The sequence below is a fragment of the Pseudomonas fluorescens genome (assembly GCF_002837185.1).
GTDB lineage: Bacteria > Pseudomonadota > Gammaproteobacteria > Pseudomonadales > Pseudomonadaceae > Aquipseudomonas > Aquipseudomonas fluorescens_AM.
Genome location: NZ_KZ478015.1, coordinates 47,345 through 60,510, shown reverse-complemented (window position 1 = coordinate 60,510; position 13,166 = coordinate 47,345). Strand labels below are relative to the sequence as shown.

7 protein-coding genes and 1 rRNA gene are annotated in these 13,166 nt (G+C 62.8%); 7 read left to right on the top strand and 1 reads right to left on the bottom strand.

The genetic code is table 11. The features are described from left to right. Window positions 1-78 precede the first annotated feature (78 nt). From rrf to CIB54_RS22160, 7 genes are all read left to right on the top strand, one after another. A 5S ribosomal RNA gene (rrf, locus tag CIB54_RS22190) occupies window positions 79-194 on the top strand. Window positions 195-329: 135 nt separating this feature from the next. After that, the gene (gene recC, locus CIB54_RS22185; RefSeq protein WP_101220967.1) at window positions 330-3,782 is read left to right on the top strand and encodes an exodeoxyribonuclease V subunit gamma; all 3,453 of its coding nucleotides are present in this window, start codon (window positions 330-332) and stop codon (window positions 3,780-3,782) included. Next, the gene (gene recB, locus CIB54_RS22180; protein ID WP_101220966.1) at window positions 3,779-7,450 is read left to right on the top strand and encodes an exodeoxyribonuclease V subunit beta; all 3,672 of its coding nucleotides are present in this window, start codon (window positions 3,779-3,781) and stop codon (window positions 7,448-7,450) included. The genes recC and recB overlap by 4 nt, the downstream gene beginning before the upstream one ends. Then, the gene (gene recD / locus CIB54_RS22175; RefSeq protein ID WP_101220965.1) at window positions 7,447-9,516 is read left to right on the top strand and encodes an exodeoxyribonuclease V subunit alpha; all 2,070 of its coding nucleotides are present in this window, start codon (window positions 7,447-7,449) and stop codon (window positions 9,514-9,516) included. The genes recB and recD overlap by 4 nt, the downstream gene beginning before the upstream one ends. A gap of 142 nt (window positions 9,517-9,658) precedes the next feature. Then, window positions 9,659-10,225, top strand: a complete 567-nt coding sequence (locus tag CIB54_RS22170) for a regulatory sequestration protein YfiR (protein ID WP_065951150.1) — start codon at window positions 9,659-9,661, stop codon at window positions 10,223-10,225. Continuing rightward, window positions 10,222-11,484, top strand: a complete 1,263-nt coding sequence (locus CIB54_RS22165) for a diguanylate cyclase DgcN/YfiN (RefSeq protein WP_065951151.1) — start codon at window positions 10,222-10,224, stop codon at window positions 11,482-11,484. The genes CIB54_RS22170 and CIB54_RS22165 overlap by 4 nt, the downstream gene beginning before the upstream one ends. Window positions 11,485-11,488: 4 nt before the next feature. Beyond that, entirely contained in the window at window positions 11,489-11,980 is a 492-nt protein-coding gene (locus CIB54_RS22160) for an outer membrane lipoprotein YfiB (protein ID WP_101220964.1), read from the top strand. Between the two features lie 144 nt (window positions 11,981-12,124). Here the strand turns inward: CIB54_RS22160 and CIB54_RS22155 are convergent, their stop codons facing one another. After that, entirely contained in the window at window positions 12,125-13,072 is a 948-nt protein-coding gene (locus tag CIB54_RS22155; protein WP_065951154.1) for a LysR family transcriptional regulator, read from the bottom strand. Between the last annotated feature and the right edge of the window lie 94 nt (window positions 13,073-13,166).

The window sequence follows — 13,166 nt, the reverse complement described above, 5'->3', positions numbered from 1 at the left end:
CTCACAAAACACCGACAGCTGTCACATACCCAATTTGCTGAAGCGAGGCCACCAGGCCACGACTCAGTACCCGAATTTCTTGACGACCATAGAGCATTGGAACCACCTGATCCCATCCCGAACTCAGCAGTGAAACGATGCATCGCCGATGGTAGTGTGGGGTTTCCCCATGTGAGAGTAGGTCATCGTCAAGATTAAATTCCAGAACCCCAATTGCGAAAGCAGTTGGGGTTTTGTTTTGGGCGCTCGAAAACTATCAAGGCGCTCATGGCCATGGTCTTCAGTGCTAAAGTCCACGCCTCGATTTTTGCTTTTCCAAGGAAACCGTTATGCCGGGTGCAACGTCCCTCAGCGCAGGATTCATGGTGGTTCACGGTAACCGCCTGGACGAGCTGCGCAGCCTGGTAGTCAGCTGGATGCGTCGTTATCCCCTGGCGCCTTTGGAGAATGAAATTGCTCTGGTCCAAAGCAATGGCATCGCCCAATGGCTCAAGCTTGCCCTGGCCGAAGATCCGCAGGAAGACGATATGGGGGGCTGTGGCATCGCAGCGGCAATCGATGTGCAATTGCCCGGCAGTTTCATGTGGCAGCTCTATCGCATGGTGCTAGGGCGTGACGAAATCCCCCCCAAGTCTCTGCTTGATAAGGCCCCGCTGACGTGGCGACTCATGCGTCTGCTCCCGGAGCTTATTGATCAGCCCCATTTTGAGCCGTTGCAACGCTTCCTGACCCACGACACCGACCTGCGCAAACGCTACCAGCTCGCCGAGCGCCTGGCCGACTTGTTCGACCAATACCAGGTGTATCGCGCCGATTGGCTGGAAGATTGGGCTGCAGGGCGCCATCAGTTACGCAACGGGCGCGGCGAATCCAAACCCCTTAACCCCGCCAACTGCTGGCAAGCTGAGTTATGGCGCGCGCTGTTGCTTGACGTGGGCGCGCAGGGCATGGCCGAGAGCCGTGCCGGCGTTCACCAACGCTTTATCGAACGCATCAACACGCTTGAGCAAGCGCCGCCTGGCTTACCGTCCCGAGTGATCGTCTTCGGCATTTCATCGCTGCCCGCCCAGGCGCTCGAAGCACTGGCAGGCCTGGCCCGTTTCAGCCAAGTGTTGCTGTGCGTGCACAACCCTTGCCGCCATCATTGGTCGGACATCGTGGCCGACAAGGACCTGCTGCGTAACGAGTACAAACGCCAGGCGCGCAAAGCAGGCATGCCCGTCACCATAGACCCACACACCTTGCACCAGCACGCTCATCCGCTGCTCGCCGCCTGGGGCAAGCAGGGCCGTGACTACATCAGCCTGTTGGACAGTTATGACGACCCCAACAGCTACCGCGCCGCCTTCCGTGATGGTCGTATCGACCTGTTCAGCGACAGCCAACCCACCACGCTGCTCAACCAGCTTCAGGACGACATCCTCGAACTGCGCCCACTCGATGAGACCCGTGAGTTCTGGCCGGCGGTCGATCTGACACGCGACGCATCCATTCGCTTTCACATCGCCCACAGCGCCCAACGCGAAGTGGAGATTCTCCACGACCAATTACTCCAACGTTTCAGCGCCGACCCCACTTTGCGCCCTCGGGACATCATCGTCATGGTCCCCGACGTCGACAGCTACGCGCCGCACATTCGCGCGGTTTTCGGTCAACTGGAAAGAAATGACCCACGCTTTATTCCGTTCACCCTGACAGACCAGGGGCAACGCGGTCGTGACCCGCTGTTGATCGCGGTCGAGCACCTGCTCAAACTCCCCGACAGCCGTTTTCCAGTCAGCGAAATTCTCGACCTGCTGGATGTCCCCGCCCTGCGCGAACGTTTCGCCATCAATGAGCGCGACCTGCCTACACTGCATCGCTGGATTGAAGGCGCGGGCATCCGCTGGGGGCTCAACGCCGAACAGCGTGCGGGCCTGGGGCTGCCCGCAGAACTTGAGCAGAACAGCTGGCGATTCGGCCTGCGGCGGATGCTGCTGGGCTACGCCGTCGGTACGGGTGTGGCGTGCGAAGGCATCGAGCCTTACGACGAGATCGGAGGGCTTGATGCGGCGCTGATTGGTCCACTGGTCGCCTTGCTCGACGCCTTAAACGACGCGCACCAGGCGCTGTCGCAACCGGCACCTCCCCACGTGTGGGGCGAGCGTCTGCAACGCTTGATGCAGCTGTTTTTCCTGCCCGGCAGCGAGCACGATGACTACCTGCTTGGCCAGCTTGAACAGTTAAGAGAGACCTGGCTGGAAACCTGCGAATCCGTCGGCCTGCAAGACGAATTACCCCTCACCGTGGTCCGTGAGGCGTGGTTGGCGGGGCTTGACCAAGGCCGCCTGTCCCAGCGCTTCCTTGCGGGCGCGGTCAATTTTTGTACCTTGATGCCCATGCGCGCGATCCCGTTCAAGCTGGTCTGCCTGCTCGGCATGAATGACGGTGACTACCCGCGTGCCCAGCCGCCGCTTGACTTTGACCTGATGGGCAGCGACTACCGTCCCGGCGATCGTTCGCGCCGTGAAGACGATCGCTACCTGCTGCTCGAAGCCCTGCTTTCCGCGCGCGACCAGCTCTACATCAGTTGGGTCGGCCGCAGCATCCGCGACAACAGCGATCGCCCGGCCTCGGTGCTGATCGGCCAACTGCGCGACCACCTCGCCAGTGGCTGGCATAACGCCCAAAGCGACGAACCCCTGATCGACGCAATGACCCAGGAACACCCGCTCCAACCGTTCAGCGCCCGCTACTTCCATGAAGGCGACCCGCTGTTCAGTTATGCCCGCGAATGGCAATTGCTGCATCAAGCCCCTGCTGCAATCGCACATGACCAGGCGTTGGCACCGCACCACCAGGAAGAGCCCCTGAGTCTCGGCCAGTTACAGGATTTCCTGCGCAATCCGGTCAAACATTTCTTCAGTCAACGCCTGAAAGTGTTCTTTGAAGCCGCCGAGGTACCGCTGGCCGACGAAGAACCCTTCGTCCTCGACGCGCTGCAACGCTACACCCTCAGCGACAGCCTGCTCAACGCTGCACTGGCCCGGCCCGACCAGCTTGATCAGGCGCTCAACGCCCAAGCCTTGCGCCTGCAAGGCAGCGGCCTGCTGCCGATGGTCGGCTTCGGCGAATGCCTGCGCAACGAGCTGATCGAGCCGTTGCCGGACCTGCTGCAACGCTACCAACACCTCCTGGCGCTCTGGCCAACCCCGCACATTGGCGCGCAACCGATCAGTTTCGCGTACCAGGGCATTCAGCTCGAAGGCTGGATCAGCGGCCTGCACCGGCGCAGTGATGGCGGCCTGTTAAGCGTGACCACCCTCCCCAACAGCATCGGCTCGATCAAAACGCGCAAGTGGCACCGCCTGATTCGCCCCTGGGTCAATCATGTGGTCGCCTGTGCCTGTGGCGTGCCGTTGAGTACCGGCTTGGTGGCCAGTGACGACACCCTGCTGCTCGCCCCGTTGGACACGGCCATCGCGCAGAACCTCCTCGGTGACTTGCTGCTCGCCTGGCACACCGGCATGAGTAAACCGCTGCCCGTCGCGGTAAAAACCGCCTTTGCCTGGCTCGGCCAGACCGATCCGGCCAAAGCCCAGGCCGCTGCCAGCAAGGCCTACGAGGGCGACGGTATCACCACCGACGGCGAACGCCGCGAAACGCCCGCGCTGACCCGCCAGTTCCCCGACTACGCCACGCTGGTCGCCAGCGAAGAGTTCGAAGGCTGGTGCGAAACCTTGTATCGCCCGCTGATCAACGCGCCTTGGCGTTCATTGTCCAGCGAGGAGGCCGGCGCATGACCAGCAAACCCTTGGCCCTGGCCTTTCCGCTCAAAGGCAGCCAGCTGATTGAAGCCAGCGCCGGCACCGGCAAAACCTTCACGATTTCGGCCCTGTACCTGCGCCTGGTGCTCGGCAACGGTGGCGATGAGTCCGGTTTCGGCCGTGAACTGCTACCGCCGCAAATCCTCGTGGTGACCTTCACCGACGCCGCCACCAAGGAGCTGCGTGAACGTATCCGTATCCGTCTGGCGGAGGCCGCGCGGTTTTTCCGCGACGAAATCGAGCAGCCCGACGCCTTGATCGCCGACCTGCGTCACCAATACCCCGTGGAACAGTGGCCCGCCTGCGCCAATCGGCTGGACATTGCCGCACAGTGGATGGACGAAGCAGCCGTCTCGACGATTCACAGTTGGTGCCAGCGCATGCTGCGCGAACACGCTTTCGACAGCGGCAGCCTGTTTACCCAGACCCTGGAAACCGACCACAGCGACTTGCTCGGTGAAGTGCTGCGCGACTACTGGCGCCTGTTCTGCTACCCGATGCGTGACGACGCGCTCAACTGGGTGCGTAACAACTGGGGCGGACCGGCCGCCTTGATGCCACGGGTGCGGGCGTTGTTCGGCAGTGAGCGGCCCGCCGAAGACAGCCGCGAGCCCGCCGAAATAATCTCTGCCTGCCTGCAAGAGCGTCGCGAGGCATTGGCCAGCATCAAGGCGCCTTGGCAACAATGGGCCGTCGAGCTGCGTGATCTGTGCCTGCAAGCCGTGGCCGCCAAAGCGGTCGATGGACGCAAAATGCAGGCGCGTTATTTCGAGCCCTGGTTTGAAAAAATCAGTGCCTGGGCCGCCGACGAAACCCTGGAGCAACTGGATATTGGCACCGGCTTTACCCGGCTGACCCCCGAGGGTATGGCCGAAGCCTGGAAAGGCGAGCCGCCACGGCATCCCGGCATCGACGCCATGGCCGGTCTGAAAGCGGCCCTTGACGCACTGCCGACCCCGGACGCCGCGGTGTTGCAACACGCCGCCGCCTGGGTGGGCAAGCGCTTCGAAGAAGAGAAGCGGCGTCGCGCTGAAATGGGCTTCGACGACATGCTGATCCGCCTCAACGCCGCGCTCCAGGCTGACGGCGGCGAGCGCCTCGCCAGCGTGATCCGCGAGCAATTCCCGGTGGCCTTGATCGATGAATTCCAGGACACCGATCCGGTGCAATACAGCATCTTCGACAGTATTTACCGCATCGAAGAAAACCATCTGGACAGCGGCCTGTTCCTGATCGGCGACCCCAAACAGGCGATCTACGCCTTTCGGGGCGCGGACATCTACACCTACCTGCGCGCCCGGCAGTCCACCACCGGTCGCCACCATACGTTGGGCACCAACTTCCGCTCCAGCCATGCAATGGTCGAAGCGGTAAACCACCTGTTCCAGCGCGCGGAAACCGGCCGCGGCGCGTTCCTGTTTCGTGAGCCCGACGGCCGTAACCCGGTGCCGTTCCACTCGGTGCTGTCCCAAGGCCGCAAAGAGCAGCTGCAGGTCGACGGCCAGACGCTGCCGGCAATGAACTTTTGGCATTTAGCCTCCGACCAACCGATTTCCAATGTGCTGTATCGCCAACAACTGGCCGCCGCTTGCGCCACGCACATTGTCGAGTTGCTCAAGGGTGGCCAGCAGGGCACCGCAGGCTTTGCAACGGATGACACCTTCACAGGCGTGCTGCCGGCAGACATCGCCATCCTCGTGCGAGACGGCAAGGAAGCCCAGGCCGTGCGCGCCGAGTTGGCGGCACGGGGCGTGCGCAGCGTGTACCTGTCGGACAAGGACTCGGTCTTCGCCGCCCAGGAAGCCCACGACCTGCTGGCCTGGCTCAAGGCCTGCGCCGAGCCGGACGTCGAGCGCCCGCTGCGCGCGGCCCTGGCCTGCGTCACCTTGAACCTGTCACTGACGGAACTGGAGCGTCTGAACCAGGATGAACTGGCGTGGGAAAGCCGCGTGATGCAGTTCCGGGGTTACCGCTCGATCTGGCGCGCCCAAGGCGTGCTGCCGATGCTGCGTCGCCTGCTGCATGACTTCAAGCTGCCGCAAACCCTGATCGCCCGGAGCGATGGCGAGCGTGTGCTGACCAACCTGCTGCACCTCAGTGAGCTGCTGCAACAGGCCGCGTCGGAACTGGACGGCGAGCAGGCGCTGATTCGCCACCTTGCCGAGCACCTGGCGCTGTCGGGCCAGGCCGGTGAAGAGCAGATCCTGCGCCTGGAAAGTGACGAGCAGTTGGTCAAGGTGGTGACGATCCACAAATCCAAGGGCCTGGAATACGACCTGGTGTTCCTGCCCTTCATCTGCTCGACCAAACCGGTGGACGGCACGCGCTTGCCGCTGCACTACCACGACGCGCAGGGCAAATCCCACGTCAGCCTGCGGCCTACCGCTGAGTTGATCGCCCAGGCCGACGATGAGCGCCTGGCCGAAGACCTGCGCTTGCTGTACGTCGCCCTGACCCGCGCCAAACATGCCTGCTGGCTGGGCATCGCCGACTTCAAGCGGGGCAATAGCAGCAGCTCCGTGCTGCACCTGTCGGCGTTGGGCTATCTGCTGGGCGCCGGTGCGCTGTTGGGTGAGTCCGCCGGCCTGGCGCGCTGGTTGCTGGATGTGCAGCAGGGTTGCCCGGCCATCAGCTATGGCCAGGTGCCCGCAGCGCAAGACATCGTGTTCCACCCTCCGCGCAACGAAGCGACCTTGCTGGCTGCGCTGTTGCCCAAACGCAAGGCGGCGGAGAACTGGTGGATTGCGTCCTACAGCGCCTTGCGCATTGGCGACAGCATGAGCGCCGCCAGTCTTGAGGCGCCTGAAAGCCCGCAGGCGCAGAAACTGTTCGATGACGAACGCCTGGATCCCGACGCACCGCGTGAAGTGGTGGCGTCCGGCGGTGATATTCATCGATTCCCACGCGGTCCGAATCCAGGCACTTTCCTTCACGGCTTGTTGGAGTGGGCCGGTGAAGAGGCTTTCAACGTCAGCCCCGAGGCCATTGAAAAGGCCGTCGGAGCGCGTTGCAATCGGCGCAATTGGGAAGGCTGGATCGTCACCCTCAGCGCTTGGCTTGGCCACTTGTTGCACGCGCCGCTGCCCCTGTACGCCGACCGGGTCAGCCTCAGCGCGCTGCAGCACTACCAGATCGAAATGGAATTCTGGTTCGCCAGCCATAAAGTCGACGTGCTCGCCCTCGACAAATTGGTGTGCCAGTACACCCACCACGGCGTCTCACGCGTGGCGGCCGAGCCGGTGTTGCTCAACGGCATGTTCAAAGGCTTTATCGACCTGACCTTCGAGCACGATGGCCGTTATTACGTGGCTGACTACAAATCCAACTGGCTCGGGCCTGACGATTCGGCCTACACCATGGAAGCCATGGAACAGTCGATCCTCGAGCATCGGTACGACCTGCAATACGTACTTTACCTGCTGGCCCTGCATCGCCAACTCAAGGCGCGCCTGCCGGATTACGACTACGAACGCCACGTCGGCGGCGCCCTCTACCTGTTCCTGCGCGGAACGCAGTCGGCGACCCAGGGCGCGTACTTCACCCGGCCGCCGCGTGAGCTGATCGAAGGGCTGGACCTGTTGTTCCAGGGCAAGCCTATCCCGCCAAAAGCCGAGCCCGCCTGGGAACAAGGAGTGCTGCTATGAGCCTGTCGCCGCTGCTGCTGGAGGAACTGTCGCCGCTCAGTCGCGCCGCCGACCTGGTGCGACTGCTGGAGCGCTGGGTCGACCGTGGCTGGTTGCGGGCCCTGGACAGAGCCTTCGTCGGCTTCTTGCACGAGCTTGATCCACAGGCCGATCCCCTGGTGCTGCTGGCGGCGGCATTGACCAGTCACCAATTGGGTCACGGCCACGTATGCCTCGACCTGTTCGAAACCCTGCAGGCGCCGGACTTTGCCCTGTCGCTGCCGCCCGAAGGCGACCTGCAGACCGGCGCGATGCTGCTGCCGTCGCAATTGCTCGAGGGGTTGGACGGCGCCCACTGGTGTCATGTCCTGGCCACCAGCCGTTTGGTCGCGCCGGCGTTCGATGACAGTGAGTCGGCGCGGAGCCGCCCGTTGGTGCTGTCCGGAACACGCCTCTATCTGCGCCGCTACTGGGCTTATGAACGGCGCATCGACAGTGCCTTGCGCCTGCGGCTGGCCAGCCACGAGAGCGTCGCCGCCGATTTGCCGCAGCGCCTGAATGGTTTGTTCGATCAACCGGCGCCCGATGGCGTGATCGACTGGCAAAAACTCGCCTGTGCCCTGGCCACCCGGGGCGCATTCAGTATCGTCACCGGCGGCCCCGGCACCGGCAAGACCACCACCGTGGTGCGCCTGCTCGCGCTGTTGCAGGCGCCTGCCGTGGAAAGCGGCAATCCCCTGCGCATCCGCCTGGCCGCGCCCACCGGTAAAGCCGCCGCGCGTCTGACCGAATCCATCAGCCAGCAAGTGCTGTCGCTGAAAGTGCCCGATAGCGTGCGCGAAAAAATCCCGACCCAGGTCACCACCGTTCACCGTTTGCTGGGCAGCCGCCCGGGCACTCGGCACTTCCGTCATCACATCGGCAACCCGTTACCGCTGGATGTGCTGGTGGTGGACGAAGCGTCGATGATCGATCTGGAAATGATGGCCAATCTGCTTGACGCTTTGCCACCCCATGCTCGCCTGGTGCTGCTGGGTGACAAGGACCAGCTTGCGTCGGTGGAGGCGGGCGCGGTGCTCGGTGATCTGTGTCGCGATGCCGAGGCTGGCTGGTACAGCCCGGCCACGCGCCAATGGCTGCAAGCGGTCAGCGCCGAAGACCTCAGCAACAGCGGCTTGCTTGAAGACCTCGACGGCAGTCATCCGCTGGCCCAGCAGGTGGTGATGCTGCGCCACTCGCGGCGCTTCGGCGAGGGCAGCGGCATCGGCCAGCTGGCGCGCTGGGTCAACCAGCAGAACGCTGAACAGGCGCGCACGCTGTTGGCCGCGCGCAGTCATGACGACCTGTTCTGTCTCAGCCTCAAGGGCGAGCAAGATCACGCGCTTGAGCGCCTGGTACTGGACGGGCAGGGCGAAGGTGCCCAGGGTTATCGCTTTTACCTGAACCTGCTGCAGTCGGCGCGCCCTGCACCGCAGACCCTGCGTGACGATCACGCCTGGACCCATTGGGCGCAGCAACTGCTGCAAGCCTTCGACGCGTTTCAGTTGCTTTGCGCCGTGCGCAAAGGTCCTTGGGGCGTTGAAGGATTGAACCTGCGCATTACCGCGGCCTTGCGCAAGGTGCGGCTGATCGAGGGCGACGAGCAGTGGTATGAAGGGCGTCCGGTGCTGATGACCCGTAACGACTATGGCCTGGGCCTGATGAACGGGGACATCGGTATCGCCTTGAAATTGCCCGAGAGCGACGGCGGCCCTCAGGTGCTGCGCGTGGCCTTCCCGCGCAATGACGGCCAGGGTGGCGTGCGCTTCGTGCTGCCCAGTCGGCTCAACGATGTGGAAACCGTCTATGCCATGACCGTGCACAAATCCCAGGGGTCGGAGTTCACCCATACCGCGCTGATCCTGCCGGACGCGTTGAATCCGGTGCTGACCAAAGAACTGATCTACACCGGTATCACCCGCGCCAAACGCTGGTTCAGCCTGATCGAACCGCGTGCCGGCGTCTTTGAGGAAGCGGTACGGCGGCGGGTCAAACGCTTGAGCGGGCTGATGCTGGAGCTGGACGCTTCACCCGAAGAAACTGACTGAACGGTCATGCGATATTTTTGATTCAGATGTCTGATTTTTCTGAAAAAATACTCAGCACTGTGAAAAGCCTCGCGTCATGGGGTTTTCCGCTGCTGTGCTATCGTTGCGGCATCACCCTGAAATTTCTTGAGAGAATTGCTGCATGAACGTGGCTGTCTCGCTCACAGAGCGTAGTTTGAGCTGGAGACGCCTGTTGCAGGTGGCGTTGCTATGCCTGCTCGCTCCGCAGGCCTGGGCTCAAACGCCCAGCCTGGCCGAGCAGCGCGCCCAGGCGGTCACCCAGGTCGTGCTCGGGATTCTCAGTTATGCCCGTTGGCCGGTGGAGCCTGCGCAACTGCGCTTGTGCATCGTCGGGCCCACCCAGTACACCGACGACCTGATCAAAGGCACTACCCAGGCCACCGGCCGACCGGTGGCAGTGCGACGCCTGCTGGCCAATCATCCGGACATCGTCAGTGCCTGCGACGCCGTCTACATCGGCAAACTCAGCGCTGACGAACGCACCGCGTTGTTTGCTTCATTGATCGGCCATCCGGTGCTCAGCATCAGCGAAGGCGGCGACCAATGCACCGTGGGCAGCCTGTTCTGCCTGCGGGTGAGTGATGCGCAAGTGTCGTTCGAGGTGAACCTGGACTCCGTCGCCCGCAGCGGCGTACGTATTCACCCCAGCGTGCTGCAACTGTCGCGCCGTCGAGCGCCGGCGCCATGAAGCGGGCCAAGGCGCGACCGACCCTGAGGTCGGTCATCGGCAGAGGGCACATGATCCTGGCCCTGGTGGCGGTGGCGCTGGCCAGTGTGTCCCTGACCCTGCTCGGCGTGCTGGCGCTGCGGGTGTATGCCGAACACAACCTGCACCTGATCGCACGCTCGATCAATTACACCGTGGAAGCGGCCGTGGTGTTCGACGACAGCGCCGCCGCCACTGAAGCCTTGAGCCTGATTGCTTCAACCGAAGAGGTGGCCCAGGCCGAAGTCTTCGATGCCAGTGGCAAGCTGCTGGCGCAATGGGTGCGGCCTAACACCGGGATGTTGTCGCAGGTTGAACTCAAACTGGCGCATGCGTTGCTCGAGCAACCCATCAGCCAGCCGATCCTTCACCAGGGGCAAACGGTGGGCAGCATCCACCTGACCGGTCATGGCGGCAGCCTGTTGCGCTTCCTGCTCAGCGGCCTGGCGGGCATTGTGATCTGCACCGCGCTCAGCGCCTGGGTGGCGCTGCATCTGGCGCGGCGTCTGTTGAACGGCATCACCGGGCCGCTGCAAAGCCTTGCTGCCGTGGCCCACGCCGCCCGCAGCGAACGCGACTTCGACCGCCGCGTGCCCCCGGCCCAGATTGCCGAACTCGACAGCCTGGGCAGTGACTTCAATGCCCTGCTGGGCGAGATGGAGGCCTGGCAAAATCATCTGCAAAGCGAAAACGAAACCCTCGCGCACCAGGCCAGCCACGACAGCCTCACCGGCCTGCCCAACCGTGCGTTCTTTGAAGGCCGGTTGATTCGTGCCTTGCGCAGCGCCGCCAAGGTCAACGAACGGGTGGGGGTGTTGTTTCTCGACAGCGATCGTTTCAAAGACATCAACGACAACTTCGGCCACGCCGCCGGCGATGCCGTACTGGTGGCCGTTGCCGAGCGCGTGCGTGCACAGCTGCGCGAAGATGACCTGGTGGCCCGCCTGGGCGGCGATGAATTCGCCGTCCTGCTGGCGCCGCTGCACAAAGTCGACGATGCGCAACGCATTGCCGACAAGATCATTGCCAGCATGGACCAACCGATCCCGCTGCCCGGCAACACCCAGGTCTTGACCTCCCTCAGTATCGGCATCGCCATTTATCCCGATCATGGCGCCACGCCCGGCACCCTGCTCAATGCCGCCGATGTGGCGATGTACCAAGCTAAACGGCTGTCGTCGGGCAGTCAGCAAACGGCGGAGCCCGCCCACCCTGTCGTCAACGTCCAGCACAGGAGTTAACCCTTTGTTCTCTAACTCACGCGTTCTATTCATCAGCTTGCTTCTCGCCTGCCTGGCCCTCGGCGGCTGCCAGACCGCACCGCCCAAAGGCCTGAGCCCGGCACAAGTGGCCGTGCTCAAGCAGCAGGGTTTCGAGCTGACTGACGAAGGCTGGGCCTTCGGCTTGTCTGGCAAAGTGCTGTTTGGCAGCGACGTCGAAACCCTCAACAAGCCCAGCACCGACATCGTCGAACGCATAGGCAAGGCCTTGGTGGGCGCCGGCATCGAACGCGTGCGCGTCGACGGCCACACCGACGCTTCCGGCAAGGAACTCTACAACCAGGCCTTGTCCCTGCGCCGTGCTGAAAGTGTGGGCAAGGTGCTGACCAGCGTGGGCATGAAAGAACAAAACATCCAACTGCGCGGCCTGGGCAGCAGCGAGCCGGTGGCCGCGAACACAACGGCGGCGGGGCGCACCGAAAATCGACGCGTGTCGATTGTGGTCATCGCGGACTAAGTGCCTTCACCGTCCTCAATCTGAAACCCATTCAAATGTGGGAGGGGGCTTGCCCCCGATAGCAGTGTCTCAGCCAATACATCTGGCAACTGACACGCCGCCATCGGGGGCAAGCCCCCTCCCACATTTATCCGCGCGGCGCATTCAGTCTGCAAACCGCATCTCCCGCGTCTCCCCCATCAACAACCCCTGATTCTGCTCTGTCACTTCCCGGATGTAATCCCACAGCAACGTAATCCGCTTGAGCTTCCTCAAATCCTCCCGGCAATACATCCAGAACTGCCGCGTAATCGCGATCTGCTCCTCCAGCACCGGCAGCAGTCGCGGGTCCTGCGCCGCCAGAAAGCACGGCAATATCGCCATCGAACGCCCCTGCTGCGCCGCCACATACTGCGCGATGACACTGGTACTGCGCAGGCTGGCGCTGGCGCCCGGTACTACGTTCGCCAGGTACAGCAGCTCCGAGCTGAACGCCAGGTCATCCACGTAGCTGATAAACGGATGCTCGGCCAGGTCCGTCGGGCGTTGGATCGGCGGGTGTTGGTCGAGGTAGTCCTGTGTGGCGTACAACTGCAATTTGTAATCGCACAGCTTGCAGCACACGTACGGGCCGTGTTCCGGGCGTTCCAGGGCGATGACGATGTCGGCTTCGCGCTTGGACAGGCTGATGAAGTGCGGCAGGGGCAGGATGTCCACCGAGATCGCCGGATAGGTGTCGACGAAGTGGCTCAGTTGCGGGGTGACGAAAAAGCTGCCGAAGCCTTCGGTACAACCCATGCGCACATGCCCGGACAGCGCCACGCCGGAGCCGGAGACTTGTTCGCACGCCATGTGCAGGGTGCTTTCGATGGACTCGGCGTAACCCAGCAAACGCTGGCCCTCGGCGGTGAGGACAAAACCGTTGGTCCGGGATTTTTCGAACAGCAGGGTGCCAAGCGACACTTCCAGTGAGCTGATGCGCCGTGACACAGTGGTGTAGTCCACTGCCAGGCGCTTGGCGGCGACACTGGCCTTGCGGGTGCGGGCCACTTCGAGAAAAAACTTCAGGTCATCCCAGTTCAGGGAGCCCAGTGATGTGATGTTTTTTTGCATATAGGACCGGCTTTTATGTGCGTTCTTATTAGAGATTTGCACATCTATACTCCAAAAACAGCCCGAACGCCTCCTTCTTCAAGGCGATTCACTC